Here is a 14,485-nt window from a genome sequence, read left to right as displayed (position 1 = left end):
GAAATCCGGCTGTTGGTGCATGATGTGGAACTGGATCGCTTTGATATCGCCATTCTTGCGGCATTGACCCGCGACGGCGCGATGACCAATGCCGCTCTGGCCGAGGTGGTGAACCTGTCGGCGTCGCAATGCTCGCGCAGGCGGGCGGCCCTGGAACAGGCTGGCGTGATCGAGGGGTATTCCGCCCGCCTGAATGCGGCGAAGCTGGGCTATGGGCTACGCGCAATCATCCGGGTCAACCTGTCCAGCCACGGCCAGCGGAAAGAGGATGACTTTGCCCGGTTTGTGGCCAGCCACCCGCAGATCCGATCAGCCTTTTCGGTTTCGGGCGATGCGGATTACGTCTTGGACGTGCGGGTTCCCGACCTCGAGGCCTTTGCCGATTTCGTCCACCGTCACCTTTTGCCCCATCCCCAGGTGTCGCAGGTGCGATCGGAAATCGTCCTGCGCACGCTGAAGGAGGATCGGGGCGTCACGCCCCTTGGTGCAGCGACCCCGCCCTGAGCCCGGGAGTTCACGACCTTGGCACGTTGCGGCGCAATTCGTCCAGCCACACGTCGGCCACGCTGTCGGACGGCGCGCGCCAGTCGCCCCGCGGGCTCAACGACCCGCCGGCGGAAACCTTGGGCCCGTTCGGCAAGGCCGAGCGCTTGAACTGGCTGGTCTGGAAATAGCGGAACAGGAAGCGTTCCAGCCAATGCGTGATCTGCGCCAGGTCATAGGCATGCCGCTTGTGCGGGGGAAACGCCTCGGGCCAGGTGCCACGGCCAGCATCGTTCCAGGCCTGCCAGGCAAGGAAGGCAACCTTCGAGGGCGCGAAGCCATGTCGCAGGATGTAATACAGGAAGAAGTCGTTCAGCTCGTAAGGGCCGATCCGGGCTTCGGTGCTTTGCATTGCCTGACCTTCGCCAGCGGGGACCAGCTCGGGCGAGATTTCGGTATCCAGGATCGACTGAAGCACCTCGGCCGTGGGTGCGTCGAATTGCGCGGTCTGGATGCACCAGCGGATCAGGTACTGGATCAGCGTCTTGGGAACCCCGGCATTGACTCCGTAGTGGCTCATCTGGTCGCCGACGCCATAGGTGCACCATCCCAGCGCCAGTTCGGACAGATCGCCGGTGCCGATGACGAAACCGCTGCGCTGGTTGGCCAGACGGAACAGGTAATCGGTCCGAAGCCCGGCCTGCACATTTTCGAAAGTGACATCATAGACAGGCTCGCCATTGGCGAACGGGTGGCCCATGTCGGCCAGCATCTGGCGGGCGGCGGGACGGATGTCGATTTCGGCAGCGGTCACGCCCATTGCACGCATCAGTCGCCAAGCGTTTGAGCGCGTGCCCTCGGAGGTCGCGAAGCCCGGCATGGTGAAGGCCAGGATGCGGTCACGCGGCAAAGACAGGCGGTCGCAGGTCCGCGCGGCGACGATCAGGGCATGTGTCGAATCCAGCCCGCCCGAAACCCCGATCACCATATGGCTGCCGCCCGTGGCCTCGAACCGGCGGCGCAGACCGTCGACCTGAATGTTGAAGGCCTCGTAGCAATCCTGGTCCAGGTGGCTTTGCCGGTTCGGGACAAAGGGAAATCGGCGAAGCGGACGGATCAACCCCGCATCCGCGCCATGCGGCCGATGCTCAAAGGTGACGCGGCGAAAGGACGGCACGCGGAACCCAGCCGCATCGGCGAAGCTGCCGGTGCGCCGGCGCTCGGACTGGATCCGGCCCGTATCCACATCCGCGACGGCAAGTTGAGGCTCGGTTGGAAAGCGCGCGGATTCTGCCATCAGGTCGCCCATCTCATAGATGAAGCCCTGCCCATCCCAGGCCAGGTCGGTCGTGCTTTCCCCCGGTCCGGCCGCTGAATAGGCATAGGCCGCGATCGCCCGCATCGACTGGGACCGGGCCAGCAGGTGACGGTCCGAGGATTTGCCGATGACGATGTTCGAGGCAGAAAGATTCGCAAGGATCAACGCCCCAGCCATTGCCGCGTCGCCCGAGGGCGGGGCAGGGGTCCACAAATCCTCGCAGATCTCGACATGAAGGCTCAGGCCCGGCAGGTCGCTTGCCTGAAAGATCAGGTCGGTTCCAAAGGGCGCGCTTTGCTCCGCCACCCGGATTTGCTGGCCGACCACGCCCCGGCCATGCGAGAACCACCGTTTCTCATAAAATTCTCGATAGTTCGGCAGATAGGATTTTGGCACGACCCCCAGCAGATGACCGCGTGAAATGACCAGCGCGCAATTGTACAGGCGGTCGCCATCCCGGATAGGCGCGCCGACCAGAAGCACGGGGGCAAGGCCCGCGCTCTCCGCGATGATCCGTTGGGCCGCGTCCTCGACCGCCTGCAGCAGGGCATCCTGCAGGTGAAGATCGTCAATGGCATAGGAAGACAGGCAAAGCTCGGGACAGACCAGCAGGTCGGCCCGCGCCTCGTCGGCTCGCCGCGCCTCGGCCAGGATGCTGTCGCAGTTGAAGGTCACGTCTGCCGGGCGGACGCGGGGTGTGCTGGTGGCGACCCGGACGAAGCCGTGGCGGTGCATGGCGAAAAACTGGCCGGGGGCGTCGGGGGTCATCGATCTTCCTTTCGGTCCGCTGCATTCGGGCGCGCAGCGCCAGAACAGCGCATTCATGCATTCAGGGAAAGGTGCATGAGCAATGCGCGGGCGGATAGGGGCTGATGCAAACTGTGGCAGCGCAAAGGGGGTTCCTGCATTCGCATGATAGTTTCATGGAACCAATTCCCGATCCGGGCGTCTAGGGTTGGCCCCTCTTCCCATCACCGGAGATCGAAATGCCGCGCCTCGACTTCCTGATTGCTGCCTCAACCTCGCTTTTCCTGTCCGCGATGCCGCTTGCGGCGCAAGATATCGTCGTCTCCTCCAAGATCGATACCGAGGGTGGCCTGTTGGGCAACGTGATCCTGCTGGCGCTGCGCGATGCCGGATTGCCTGTCCAGGACCGGTTGCAGCTTGGTGGCACCCCGATCGTGCGCGATGCCATCGTCGCGGGGCAGATCGACATCTATCCGGAATATACCGCGAACGGTGCCTTCTTCTTCAACGAGGCTGACAGCGATGTCTGGAAGGATGCGGCCAAGGGTTATGCCCGCGTGGCCGAGCTGGACAAGGCGCAGAACGACATCGTCTGGCTTGAGCCGGCGCCCGCGAACAACACCTGGGCCATTGCGGTGCGGCAGGATGTGGCGACCGCGAACGGGTTGACCACTATGTCGGATCTGGGTCAGTGGATCGCGGGCGGTGGCGAGATCAAGCTGGCGGCATCGACCGAATTCGTGACATCGCCCGCGGCGCTGCCCGCCTTTCAAACGACCTATGGCTTTACCCTGAAGCCTGAACAGTTGGTGCAGCTGGCGGGCGGGGACACCGCGGCGACCATTGCGGCGGCGGCGCAGCAGACCTCGGGGGTGAATGCGGCCATGGTCTATGGCACCGATGGCGCAATTGCCGAGGCGGGGCTTCTGGTGATGGAGGATGACAAGGCCGTCCAGCCTGTCTATGAGCCCGCGCCGATCATCCGCGCCAAGGTGCTCGCCGCCCATCCCGAGATCAAGGAGGTACTGGCCCCGATCTTCCAGGCGCTGACCCTTCAGACCTTGCAGACACTGAACGGCCGCATTCAGGTCGGGGGCGAACCGGCCGCCGATGTCGCCAAGGATTTCATGACCGAGGCCGGGTTCCTGAAATAAGCCACGATGTCGCGCCCCGGCATCCTGTTCGCCATCATCGGGCTTTTCGGGCTGATCCTGCCACTGGTCCAGTTCAAGCCGAACCGGATCGTGGCCGGGCAGGGCATACCCCTGTTCTCCTCGTTCCCCGACGGTGCGTTCTTCACCGGTGCGCTGGCGATCATGCTGCTTGCGGGGTGCTTTGGGCGCTGGCGGGCGGCGTGGCGGTTGCTTGCCGCAGCGCTTGGCCTGCTGGCGGTGGTGGTGGCGCTTGGACTGGCGGCGGATCACCTGCCCCCGCCGGGCAACAGGCTGGCGCGGGTCGCGCCCGCCTCGGGCTTCTGGCTTTTGCTGCTGGCCTTCGGGCTGATGCTGGCCGACGCGATCTCTCGCTTGCGTCCCACGCTGGCGCAGGGCTGGCTGATCCTTGCTCTGGCGGTGGCGCTGGGGGCGGGTTTGCTTGGATCCGGGCTGCTCGACGGGGTGTCGGTCATGCGGGAATATGCGGTCCGCCGTGACCCTTTCCTGCACGAGGCGCGGACCCATCTGCTTCTGGCCTTCGGTTCGCTGGCGCTTGCGCTGTTGGTCGGCTTGCCGCTGGGCGCGGCGATCTTTCAACGTCCCCGCTGGAGGGGCCCGGTCCTGGCGGTGCTGAACGTGTTGCAGACCATCCCTTCGCTTGCGCTGTTCGGGATCATGATCCCGATTCTGGGCTGGGTGGCTGCGACCCTGCCGGGTGCGGCGCGGCTGGGCGTGTCGGGGATCGGCATTTTTCCGGCCATGCTGGCGCTGTTTCTGTATTCCTTGCTGCCGGTGGTGTCGAACACCGTCGCCGGGTTGGCCGGAGTGCCCGCCCCTGCGCGCGAGGCTGCGGCAGGTCTGGGCATGACCCGGCATCAGATCCTGCTGCAGGTGCTTGCGCCACTGGCGCTACCGGCTTTGCTGGCGGCGGTTCGGATCGTGCTGGTCCAGAATATCGGCTTGGCGGTCATTGCGGGTCTGATCGGCGGCGGCGGATTCGGCACCTTCGTCTTTCAAGGGCTGAACCAGACCGCGATGGACCTTGTGCTGTTGGGTGCGCTGCCGACCATCGCCCTGGCGCTGCTGGCGGGGATCGTCATGGACCTGCTGGTCCAACTGAGTAAAGGCGGGGGACAGACCGCATGATCGAGCTTCGCGGCCTGACCCGGACCTATGACGGCGTCACGGTCGTCGACAATGTCAGCCTGACGGTACCGAGCGGAGAGATCGCGACCCTTGTCGGAACCTCGGGATCGGGCAAGACCACCTTGCTGCGGATGATCAACCGCCTGGTTGAGCCGGATGCGGGCATGGTCCTGATAGATGGCGTCGACACGCGCACCGTGCCCGTCCATGATCTGCGGCGCAGGATCGGCTATGCAATCCAGGGCGACGGCCTTTTCCCGCATCGGACGGTGGCGCGCAACATTGCGACCGTGCCCCGGCTGGTGGGCTGGCCGAAGGCACGCATCGACGCCCGGATCGACGAATTGCTGACCCTGTTCCAGCTTGATCCCGCGACCTTTCGCGACCGGATGCCGCATCAATTGTCGGGCGGCCAGGCGCAGCGCGTCGGAGTGGCGCGGGCGCTGGCGGCACGGCCGGACCTTTTGCTGATGGATGAACCCTTTGGTGCACTTGACGCCATGATCCGCGCGCAGGCGCAGGCCGACCTGCGCCAGATCCAGCGCCAACTGGGGACGACGATCATTCTTGTGACCCATGACATCGAAGAGGCCGTGCGGCTGGGTGATCGCATGGCGGTTATGGATCGGGGCCGCATCCTGCAGCACGACCGTCCCGGCATGGTGCTGAGGCATCCCGCCTCGCCATTCGTCGCGCGAATGTTGGGCACGGCCGAGCGCGCTTTCCGACTGCTCTCCTTGTCCACGGTTGCGGGGATCGCGACGCAAGGCAGCGCTCCCGGTCCAGCGATTCACCCCGAGACGACCCTGCGCGATGCCTTGGCCGAATGCCTGTGGAGCGGCCGCGAGGCGTTGCCCATCCAAGGGGGTGGGATTGTCACCCTTACGGCGCTGCGGGCAAGCGCCGCGCAGCAGGCGCCGGAATGATCGGTCGCCTGATCCTGGTGCTTGCCGTCGTTTTTGTGGCGGCGTTTCTGATGATGCCCGAGGCATTCGCGCCGCTGTTCCGCCCGCTGACCCGGAACGGCGCACCGCCCATCTATGGCCAAAGCAGCCTGCTGGCGCTGACCCTGTCCCATCTCGGCGTTGTCGCGGTGGCCGTCGCGGCCTCGACCCTGGTGGCGGTGGCGCTGGCTGTGCTGGTCACGCGACCCGTCGGGCGCGAGTTCCTGCCGCTGGCGCGGACCGTTACCGCGGTTGGGCAGACTTTCCCCCCAGTTGCGGTGCTTGCGCTGGCGGTGCCCGTTCTGGGATTCGGAACCGCGCCGACGCTGGTCGCATTGTTCCTGTATGGCCTGCTGCCGGTCTTTGAAAACGCGCTGGCAGGGCTGACCCTTCAGCCCCCGGCGGTGGCCGATGCCGCACGCGCGATGGGCCTGACCCCTCGCCAACGCTTGTGGCAGGTCGACCTGCCGCTGGCGTTGCCGATGCTGCTGGCGGGGATGCGGCTGAATGCCGTGATCTCGCTTGGCACGGCCACCATCGGTTCAACGGTGGCGGCGCGGACCTTGGGAGAAGTCATCATCGCGGGACTTCTGTCGTCGAACACCGCCTTTGTCGTGCAGGGCGGCATGATCGTCGGCGTCATCGCGGTGTTGATCCACGCCGGCTTCCAAGGGCTGGAGCGGATCTCTGCGGCGCGGGCGGGACATGTGGTGGCGGACTGAGGCAAGGAAAGGACATCCGATGGAAACCAGACTTCTTCACGACGCGGACGGGCAGAAATCGCACGCGGTCATCCTGCAGACTGGGGACGAGGCCATGACCTGCCTGCAAGATTTTGCGCGCGCGCAGGGGATCACGGCGGCGGGTTTTACCGCGATCGGCGCGTTCAGCCGCGCGACCCTTGCCTATTTCGACTGGCAAACCAAGACCTATCTGCCCATCGATATTGATGAGCAGGTCGAGGTGGCGTCGCTGACCGGTGACATTGCACTGGACCCCACGGGACAGGCGGTCGTGCACATGCATGCGGTGCTGGGTCGTCGCGGAGGCGCTGCGTTGGCGGGTCATCTGCAACGGGGCCATGTTCGCCCGACCTTGGAGGTCATCCTGACGGAATCCCCGCGGCACCTGCGCAAGACCCTTGATCCCGCGACCGGGCTTGCCCTGCTGACCTCGGGCGCGGATCCGGCCTTGGGGCAGGGATGACAGGACGGTCCCTGCGCGCTATGGCGCAAACCCGGCGCGCATCGTAAGCAGGCCCGCGCGGGCCGCGACCGGGCCCAACAGGCAGACGGATGAGGGCGCGATGGCGGATGACCAACTGATTGCCGGAATGCTTGACGGGCTTGCCCTGCGCTCGGCCTCGTTCATCGTGACGGTCTATGGCGATGTCGTGGTGCCGCGCGGTGGGGTGCTGTGGACCGGCACGCTGATCGAGATCTGCAAGCGCGTCGGTATCAGCGAATCCCTTGTCCGCACTGCCGTGTCGCGGCTTGTCGCTGCCAGGCGTCTGTCCGGCGTGCGGGCCGGGCGGCGCAGCTATTATCGGCTGGACGCCTCGGCGCAGAAAGAGTTCGACCAGGCGGCCGCGCTGCTTTATGCGCCCGATATTCCCCCCCGGGGCTGGCAGATCCTGCATGCCCCCGACCTCGCCGAGGATGAGGCGCGGCACCTGCGCATGGGACGGATGGGCGGTCAGGTCTTTATCCGTCCAGATCGTGGGCAGCCCGCGCCGTCGGGCGCGGTGCTGTTTCATGCCGCCGATCCCGGCGACCCTTCTTCGCTGGCGAGTTACTGGGATTTGTCAGCTTTGCAAGCGGGATATCGCAACATGCTTGCCCGGTTCGAACCCCTTGACCGTCTGGCCGACCGGGGCGCGCTGTCTGATGCGGCCGCGCTGGCAGCACGGCTGCTCTTGGTTCACGACTATCGCAACGTCCTGCTGCGCGACCCCCGCCTGCCGGTCGAGGTGCTTCCCGCTGATTGGCAGGGTCATGTCGCCCGCGACCTGTTCCGCACGCTTTACACCCGGCTGACGCCAGGGGCAGAGCGTCATATCGCTGCCCGATTCGAAGGAATCGACGGCGCGTTGCCGGCCAGCACACCACTCAGCGCTGCCCGGCTTTCAAGCCTGAACTGAAAAAACAAAGATGGATCAAGGCACTGTGGGGTTCGGTTAAAACATCACACGATTGGAGAAATTTATATTTTAATGTGACGTATCACAGCGTATAAGCTGACCAAGCGGTCGGTGAATTGGGGGATCCTTCGCCGACAGGATCAGGGAGTGGACATGCAGGAAGCCTTCATCTGCGACGCGGTGCGGACGCCCATTGGGCGCTACGGCGGGGCGCTGGCCACGGTTCGGGCGGACGATCTGGCGGCTCTGCCCTTGAAGGCGCTGATCGAGCGCAATCCCGGTGTCGATTGGTCCGCTGTCGACGATCTGATCTTTGGCTGCGCCAACCAAGCCGGCGAGGATAACCGCAATGTCGGCCGCATGGCCGTTCTGCTTGCGGGCATGCCCATCGGGGTTCCGGGCACCACGATCAACCGGCTGTGCGGGTCGGGCATGGATGCGGTTGGCATGGCCGCCCGCGCCATCCGGGCAGGGGATTGCGATTTCGTTCTGGCCGGCGGCGTCGAGTCGATGTCGCGCGCGCCCTTTGTCATGCCCAAGGCGGAAAGCGCCTTTTCGCGCAACAACGCGGTCTATGACACCACCATCGGCTGGCGCTTCATCAACCCCGCGATGAAAAGGCAATTCGGCGTTGATACGATGCCTCAGACCGCCGACAACGTGGCCGCCGATTTCGGCATCTCGCGCGAGGATCAGGACGCCTTTGCCGCCCGCAGCCAAGCCCGCTGGGCCGCCGCGCAGCAGGCCGGGATCTTTGCCAAAGAGATCGTCCCAGTGACGCTTCCACAGAAAAAGGGCGATGCGATCATCGTCGCGGCTGACGAGCATCCGCGCCCCGGCACCACCGCCGAACAACTGGCCAAGCTCAAGGGCGTGAACGGCCCGGACCTGACCGTTACCGCGGGCAATGCCTCGGGCGTGAACGACGGCGCTGCTGCGCTGGCAATCCTATCGGGTGCTGCTGCCCAGAAACAGGGTCTGACCCCCAAGGCCCGCATCGTCGCCATGGCCGCCGCCGGGGTCGAACCCCGCATCATGGGCATCGGGCCCGCGCCCGCCGCCCGCAAGGTTCTGGCACGCGCCGGTCTGACCATCGACCAGATGGACGTGATCGAGCTGAACGAGGCTTTCGCCAGCCAGGCACTTGCCACGCTGCGCGATCTTGGACTGCCGGATGACGCACCCCATGTTAACCCGAACGGAGGGGCCATTGCGCTTGGCCATCCGCTGGGCATGTCGGGCGCCCGGCTTGTGACCACCGCGATGTATCAGCTTCACCGGACCGGAGGGCGCTATGCCCTTTGCACCATGTGCATTGGCGTGGGGCAGGGCATTGCAATGATCATCGAACGCGTCTGACAGGAGGGCCAGCCATGTATGCACAGCTTGTGAAATCCGAAGGGTCCAAGACCCGCGACGAGATGACGCCCGAAGAAATCGCCTTCCAGGAGCGAATCGACCGCGGCGAGCGGATCGAGCCCAAGGAATGGATGCCGGAGGGCTATCGCAAGACCCTGATCCGCCAGATGGGCCAGCACGCGCACAGCGAGATCGTGGGCCAGCTTCCCGAGGGCAACTGGATCACCCGCGCCCCCACGCTGGAGCGCAAGGCGATCCTGCTGGCCAAGGTGCAGGACGAGGCGGGCCACGGCCTTTACCTTTATTCCGCCGCCGAAACGCTGGGCATCAGCCGCGACGAGTTGCTTGAGCAGCTTCACAGCGGCAAGATGAAGTATTCCTCGATCTTCAACTATCCGACGCTGACCTGGGCCGATATCGGCGCGGTCGGCTGGCTGGTCGATGGCGCGGCGATCATGAACCAGGTGCCGCTGCAGCGAACCTCGTACGGTCCCTACGCCCGAGCGATGGTCCGTATCTGCAAGGAGGAGAGCTTCCACCAGCGGCAGGGCTACGACATCATGATGAGGATGGCCTCGGGCACGCCCGAGCAGAAGGCGATGGCTCAGGATGCGCTGAACCGCTTCTGGTATCCCTCGCTGATGATGTTCGGACCCTCGGACAAGGACTCGGTCCATTCGGCGCAGTCGATGGCCTGGAAGATCAAGATCAACACCAACGACGAACTGCGCCAGAAATTCGTCGACCAGACCGTGCCTCAGGCGAAATACCTGGGTCTGACCGTGCCCGACGAGAACCTGAAATGGAACGAGGAAAAGGGCGGCCACGATTTCAGCGAGCCGGACTGGAACGAGTTCTTTGCCGTGATCGCCGGCAATGGCCCCTGCAACGAAGAGCGCCTTGGCGCCCGCGTCAAGGCCTGGGATGACGGTGCATGGTTCCGCGACGGGCTGATGGCCCATGCCGACAAGGCGTCCGCGCGTCCCCACGCGGCGGAATGACCATGGACGGCGCATCCGTCAGGAAGTCTGGTGAACGACGCTCGGCGACCGAATGCCTTGCTGCGATCCGCGCGGGTGAGACTTCCGCAGTCGCGGCGGTCGAGGCCGCGCTGGCCGAGATCGCGGCATGGTCCGGCCTGAACGCCGTCGCGCATTCGAATGCCGCGGCGGCTCTGCAAGCGGCCGGCGCCGTCGATGCGGGCGATATCAACGGCCCGCTGGCCGGGCTGCCGATCGTGGTCAAGGACAATATTCAGGTCGCGGGACTTCCTGCGGCGGCTGCCACACCCGGCTTGCAGGACGCGATTGCCACGGCTGATGCCCCGGTGCTGGCGAAACTCATCGAGGCTGGTGCCATCGTCGTCGCGACGACGAACATGCACGAACTGGCTTTTGGCATCTCGGGCTATAACCCGACCTACCAGACCGGCGCGGATATGGGTGTGCGGAACCCCTATGACCTGACCCGCTTCGCGGCTGGTTCGTCCAGCGGGACCGGCGCTCTGGTCGGCTCGGGTGCTGTCACGGCGGGGCTCGGTACGGATACGGGCGGCTCGGTTCGCCTTCCGGCAGCGATCAACGGCATCTCGGGCCTGCGCCCGACCATCGGTCGCTATCCGGGGCAGGGGCTGATCCCGATCTCACGTACCCGCGACACCGCTGGCGCGATTGCGGCGACCGTCACTGACATCGAACTGCTGGACCGTGTGATCACTGGCGACGCGGAAATCATCCCCGCTTCGCTGTCGGGGCTGAAACTTGGCCTTGGGGCCGAGTTCCTTGCAGGACTCGATGCGGATGTTCAGGCTGTTTGGGACGGCGTGAAAGCCCAGCTGGAAGCTGCAGGCGTCGAATTCGAGACGCTGGATGTCGCTCAGATCTTTGAGCTGAACCATCAGGTCAGCTTCCCGCTCTGCTTCGGCGAGGCGGGGGACCACCTGCGCGACTATCTGGCCACCCATGTGCCCGCCAAGACCATCGAGGATGTTGTCGCCGCCATGGCCAGCCCCGATGTGCGGGCGACCTATGAGGCCTTCGTCCTGCCCGGTAAGATGCCGACGCCGGATGGCAAATTGGTCGAGACCGCGCCGATCTATCGCCACGCGATCGAGGTCGCGCGCCCGGCGCTGATCGACGCTTATCGTAAGGTTTTCGCGGAAAGCGGCGTTGCGGCGGTGATCTTCCCGACCACCCCGCAGGTTGCCGCCAAGCAAGGTCCCGAGGCCAGCGCGCCCGAGGTCTTTGGCAGCTTCATCCGCAATGCCGATCCCAGCTCGAGTGCGGGCATCCCCGGCCTTTCCGTGGCTGCGGGTCTTGGCCCCGTCACCGGCCTGCCGGTCGGCATCGAACTCGACGGCCCTGCCGGTTCCGATCGCAAGCTGATCGCGATCGGGATGGCAATTGAATCCCTGCTCGGGCGCACGTCATTGCCCGTCAGCAAATGAATGAACCCGCCTTATCGGCACTCGAGGGAGGACCCAACCATGTCCAAGAATGAATGGCCCCTGTGGGAAATCTTCATCCGTGGTCAGCATGGCCTGAACCACCGCCATGTCGGCAGCCTGCATGCGCCCGACGCCGAAATGGCAATCCGCAACGCCCGTGACGTCTATACGCGGCGCAACGAGGGTGTCTCGATCTGGGTCGTGCGCTCGAACGACATCACGGCTTCGTCGCCTTCGGAAAAAGGGCCGTTGTTCGAGCCGTCGAATTCCAAGGTCTATCGCCACCCGACTTTCTTCGACATCCCCGACGAAGTGGGGCATATGTGATGACCAGTACGCTGCAAGCGGTCGACGGGACCATATTTGCCGAGTGGCTGCAAAGGGTTGGGGACAATTCCTTGATTCTTGGCCACCGGGTTTCCGAATGGTGCGGCCATGCGCCGGCGCTTGAGGAAGACATTGCGCTCGCGAACACCGCACTTGACCTGATCGGCCAGTGCCAGCTTTGGCTGGGTCTAGCCGCCGAGGTCGAAGGCAAGGGTCGCAGTGCCGATCAGCTGGCCTTCCTGCGTGACGCGGGTGGTTTCCGCAACCTGCTGCTGGTCGAACGCCCGAATGGCGATTTCGCCCAGACGTTGATGCGCCAGTTCCTGTTCGACGCCTGGCATATCGAACTGCTGCGTGCACTTGCGACCTCGACCGACCCGCGCGTCGCCGAAATTGCTGCCAAGGCCGAGAAAGAGGTCGCCTATCACCTCGAACGCTCGGCCGATCTGGTGATCCGTCTGGGTGACGGCAGCCCGGAAAGCCATGCGCGCATGGACAAGGCGCTGAAATCGCTTTGGGCCTATACCGGCGAGATGTTCCTTGACGACGCGACCGATCAGGCCGTGGCCAAGGCGGGCATTGCGCCGCTGCCCTCGACTCTGAAAGCGGCTTGGGAGGCGACGGTGAACGCCGTTCTGGCCGAGGCGACGCTGGAGAATCCGGGCCAAACCTGGCAGCACAAGGGCGGCAAGCAGGGTATCCATTCGGAACATCTGGGCTTCCTTCTGGCCGAGATGCAGTTCCTGCAGCGCGCCTATCCGGGCGCAAGCTGGTAACGCCATGACCCCCGCGCAGCACCCCGGCACGGATCAGATCTGGGACTGGCTCTCGCAGGTCCCGGACCCCGAGATCCCGGTCGTCAGCCTGACCGATCTGGGCATCATCCGCGATGTTGCTTGGGCTGATGACACGCTGGTCGTCACCGTCACGCCGACCTATTCGGGCTGCCCGGCGACCTCGATCATCAACCTTGATATCGAGACGGCGCTCCGCGGCCATGGCATCGACAAGCTGCGGCTGGAGCGGCAGATTTCTCCGCCCTGGACGACGGATTGGATCACCGAGGAAGGCCGCGACAAGCTGCGCGCCTATGGCATCGCGCCCCCGATCGACGGCACTGCCGCAGACGGGCGCTTGGCCGGGCGGATCGCGCGGCTGGCGGGGTCATCGAACCTGACCATCGCCTGCCCGCGCTGCGGCTCGACCAAGACCGAAAAACTCAGCCAGTTCGGCTCGACGCCTTGCAAGGCAAGCTATCGCTGCACCGACTGTCTGGAACCCTTCGACTATTTCAAATGCATCTAAGGATGCATCCCGCTTCTTCAGGAAGGACACCCAAATGGCACGCTTCCATACGCTGAAGGTCACCGATGTGCGCCGCGAGACCCGCGATGCCGTGGTGCTGACCCTCGCCCCGCGCGACGAGGATCGCGCGATGTTCGACTTTACCCAAGGCCAATACCTGACCTTCCGCCGCGATTTCGACGGCGAGGAACTGCGCCGCAGCTATTCGATCTGCGCGGGCCTTGACGAGGGCTGCCTGAAGGTCGGCATCAAGCGCGTCGATGGCGGTGCCTTCTCGACATGGGCGAATGAAAACCTTGCCCCGGGCGACGAGATCGAGGCGATGCCCCCGATGGGGCGCTTCTTCACGCCGATCGAAGAAGCCTCGGCCAAGCAATATCTGGGTTTTGCCGGGGGCTCGGGCATCACGCCGGTCCTGTCGATCATCAAGACGGTGCTGGCGCGCGAGCCGAAATCGCGGTTCACGCTGGTCTATGCGAACCGCCAGATCAACACGATCATGTTCCGCGAGGAACTGGACGACCTGAAGAACCAATATCTGGGCCGCTTCTCGGTCATCCACGTCCTTGAGCAGGAAGGTCAGGAGATTGACCTGTTCACCGGCCGGATCGATGCGGACAAGATGACCGCGCTGTTCCAGCACTGGCTGGATGCCGAGGCCATCGACACCGCCTTCATCTGTGGTCCCGAGCCGATGATGCTGGCGATTGCTGCCTCGCTGAAGGAACACGGGCTGACGGATGCGCAGATCAAGTTCGAGCTGTTCGCCAGCAGCCAGCCGGGCAAGGCCAAGGCCCGTGCCGTGTCGCGCGATGCCATCGCGCCGGGCGCCGGGACCGAGGCCACGGTTACGCTGGACGGCGCGACGCGCAGCTTCACCATGGCGCGCCAAGGCGAGACCATCCTGGAGGCCGCCATCGCCAACAAGATGGACGCACCCTATTCCTGCAAGGCGGGTGTCTGCTCGACCTGCCGCTGCAAGGTAATCGAGGGCGAGGTCGAGATGGCCGTGAACCACGCGCTGGAGGATTACGAGGTGCGCGCGGGCTATGTCCTGAGCTGCCAGTCCTATCCTCTCAGCGAACGGGTCGTCGTGACCTATGACGAATGACCGGG

Annotated in this window: 15 protein-coding genes; 14 read left to right on the top strand and 1 reads right to left on the bottom strand. The window is 64.8% G+C overall.

Annotation, left to right across the window (positions count from 1 at the left end; all coding sequences use genetic code 11):
- The first annotated feature begins 15 nt into the window (after positions 1–15).
- A complete protein-coding gene (locus RM190_RS09680) occupies positions 16–504 on the top strand; it encodes an Lrp/AsnC family transcriptional regulator (protein ID WP_311759291.1) in 489 nt (162 codons plus the stop codon).
- Positions 505–514: 10 nt separating this feature from the next.
- On the opposite strand, the gene RM190_RS09675 is transcribed toward RM190_RS09680, so the two are convergent.
- Complete coding sequence (locus tag RM190_RS09675; RefSeq protein WP_311759220.1) at positions 515–2,569, bottom strand: NAD(+) synthase; 2,055 nt, start codon at positions 2,567–2,569, stop codon at positions 515–517.
- A gap of 218 nt (positions 2,570–2,787) precedes the next feature.
- Here RM190_RS09675 and osmF point away from each other — a divergent pair, with 218 nt between their 5' ends.
- The 13 genes from osmF to paaE all read left to right on the top strand — a co-directional run bounded on the left by osmF (position 2,788) and on the right by paaE (position 14,480).
- Positions 2,788–3,702: a glycine betaine ABC transporter substrate-binding protein OsmF gene (gene osmF, locus RM190_RS09670; protein WP_311759219.1), complete on the top strand. Its 915-nt coding sequence runs from the start codon at positions 2,788–2,790 to the stop codon at positions 3,700–3,702.
- 6 nt (positions 3,703–3,708) lie between these two features.
- Positions 3,709–4,848, top strand: a complete 1,140-nt coding sequence (locus RM190_RS09665) for an ABC transporter permease (RefSeq protein WP_311759218.1) — start codon at positions 3,709–3,711, stop codon at positions 4,846–4,848.
- Complete coding sequence (locus tag RM190_RS09660) at positions 4,845–5,774, top strand: ABC transporter ATP-binding protein (protein ID WP_311759217.1); 930 nt, start codon at positions 4,845–4,847, stop codon at positions 5,772–5,774. Before RM190_RS09665 ends, RM190_RS09660 begins: the two co-directional genes overlap by 4 nt.
- Positions 5,771–6,514 (top strand): ABC transporter permease, encoded by a 744-nt coding sequence (locus RM190_RS09655; protein ID WP_311759216.1) that lies wholly within the window; start codon positions 5,771–5,773, stop codon positions 6,512–6,514. Before RM190_RS09660 ends, RM190_RS09655 begins: the two co-directional genes overlap by 4 nt.
- 19 nt (positions 6,515–6,533) lie before the next feature.
- Complete coding sequence (locus RM190_RS09650) at positions 6,534–6,998, top strand: PPC domain-containing DNA-binding protein (RefSeq protein ID WP_311759215.1); 465 nt, start codon at positions 6,534–6,536, stop codon at positions 6,996–6,998.
- 100 nt (positions 6,999–7,098) lie between these two features.
- A complete protein-coding gene (locus tag RM190_RS09645; RefSeq protein WP_311759214.1) occupies positions 7,099–7,932 on the top strand; it encodes a PaaX family transcriptional regulator in 834 nt (277 codons plus the stop codon).
- A gap of 153 nt (positions 7,933–8,085) precedes the next feature.
- Positions 8,086–9,291 carry a 3-oxoadipyl-CoA thiolase gene (gene pcaF / locus RM190_RS09640; protein WP_311759213.1) on the top strand — a complete coding sequence of 402 codons (1,206 nt, stop codon included), beginning with the start codon at positions 8,086–8,088 and terminating at the stop codon, positions 9,289–9,291.
- A 14-nt stretch (positions 9,292–9,305) separates the two neighbouring features.
- On the top strand, positions 9,306–10,292 hold the full coding sequence (gene paaA, locus RM190_RS09635; protein ID WP_311759212.1) for a 1,2-phenylacetyl-CoA epoxidase subunit PaaA: 987 nt from the start codon (positions 9,306–9,308) through the stop codon (positions 10,290–10,292).
- On the top strand, positions 10,289–11,737 hold the full coding sequence (locus tag RM190_RS09630; protein ID WP_311759211.1) for an amidase family protein: 1,449 nt from the start codon (positions 10,289–10,291) through the stop codon (positions 11,735–11,737). Before paaA ends, RM190_RS09630 begins: the two co-directional genes overlap by 4 nt.
- Before the next feature lie 39 nt (positions 11,738–11,776).
- The gene (paaB, locus tag RM190_RS09625) at positions 11,777–12,064 is read left to right on the top strand and encodes a 1,2-phenylacetyl-CoA epoxidase subunit PaaB (RefSeq protein WP_311759210.1); all 288 of its coding nucleotides are present in this window, start codon (positions 11,777–11,779) and stop codon (positions 12,062–12,064) included.
- Complete coding sequence (gene paaC / locus RM190_RS09620; protein ID WP_311759209.1) at positions 12,064–12,840, top strand: 1,2-phenylacetyl-CoA epoxidase subunit PaaC; 777 nt, start codon at positions 12,064–12,066, stop codon at positions 12,838–12,840. Before paaB ends, paaC begins: the two co-directional genes overlap by 1 nt.
- Before the next feature lie 4 nt (positions 12,841–12,844).
- On the top strand, positions 12,845–13,369 hold the full coding sequence (gene paaD / locus RM190_RS09615) for a 1,2-phenylacetyl-CoA epoxidase subunit PaaD (RefSeq protein ID WP_311759208.1): 525 nt from the start codon (positions 12,845–12,847) through the stop codon (positions 13,367–13,369).
- Positions 13,370–13,403: 34 nt separating this feature from the next.
- On the top strand, positions 13,404–14,480 hold the full coding sequence (gene paaE, locus RM190_RS09610) for a 1,2-phenylacetyl-CoA epoxidase subunit PaaE (protein WP_311759207.1): 1,077 nt from the start codon (positions 13,404–13,406) through the stop codon (positions 14,478–14,480).
- Positions 14,481–14,485: the final 5 nt, after the last annotated feature.

Source organism: Paracoccus broussonetiae (genome assembly GCF_031854425.1).
GTDB classification, from domain to species: Bacteria; Pseudomonadota; Alphaproteobacteria; order Rhodobacterales; family Rhodobacteraceae; genus Paracoccus; species Paracoccus broussonetiae.
The sequence above is the reverse complement of the archived record's forward strand: the minus strand, read 5'-3'. Positions and strand labels throughout refer to the sequence as shown.

Bases quoted from the DNA above. Each gene is read 5' to 3' on its own strand.
- paaB (WP_311759210.1), top strand. From the start codon at position 11,777: ATGTCCAAGAATGAATGGCCCCTGTGGGAAATCTTCATCCGTGGTCAG.
- paaC (WP_311759209.1), top strand. From the start codon at position 12,064: ATGACCAGTACGCTGCAAGCGGTCGACGGGACCATATTTGCCGAGTGG.
- RM190_RS09660 (WP_311759217.1), top strand. From the start codon at position 4,845: ATGATCGAGCTTCGCGGCCTGACCCGGACCTATGACGGCGTCACGGTC.
- paaD (WP_311759208.1), top strand. From the start codon at position 12,845: ATGACCCCCGCGCAGCACCCCGGCACGGATCAGATCTGGGACTGGCTC.
- RM190_RS09655 (WP_311759216.1), top strand. From the start codon at position 5,771: ATGATCGGTCGCCTGATCCTGGTGCTTGCCGTCGTTTTTGTGGCGGCG.
- RM190_RS09645 (WP_311759214.1), top strand. From the start codon at position 7,099: ATGGCGGATGACCAACTGATTGCCGGAATGCTTGACGGGCTTGCCCTG.
- paaA (WP_311759212.1), top strand. From the start codon at position 9,306: ATGTATGCACAGCTTGTGAAATCCGAAGGGTCCAAGACCCGCGACGAG.
- RM190_RS09630 (WP_311759211.1), top strand. From the start codon at position 10,289: ATGACCATGGACGGCGCATCCGTCAGGAAGTCTGGTGAACGACGCTCG.
- RM190_RS09675 (WP_311759220.1), bottom strand. From the start codon at position 2,569: ATGACCCCCGACGCCCCCGGCCAGTTTTTCGCCATGCACCGCCACGGC.
- paaE (WP_311759207.1), top strand. From the start codon at position 13,404: ATGGCACGCTTCCATACGCTGAAGGTCACCGATGTGCGCCGCGAGACC.
- RM190_RS09665 (WP_311759218.1), top strand. From the start codon at position 3,709: ATGTCGCGCCCCGGCATCCTGTTCGCCATCATCGGGCTTTTCGGGCTG.
- osmF (WP_311759219.1), top strand. From the start codon at position 2,788: ATGCCGCGCCTCGACTTCCTGATTGCTGCCTCAACCTCGCTTTTCCTG.
- pcaF (WP_311759213.1), top strand. From the start codon at position 8,086: ATGCAGGAAGCCTTCATCTGCGACGCGGTGCGGACGCCCATTGGGCGC.
- RM190_RS09650 (WP_311759215.1), top strand. From the start codon at position 6,534: ATGGAAACCAGACTTCTTCACGACGCGGACGGGCAGAAATCGCACGCG.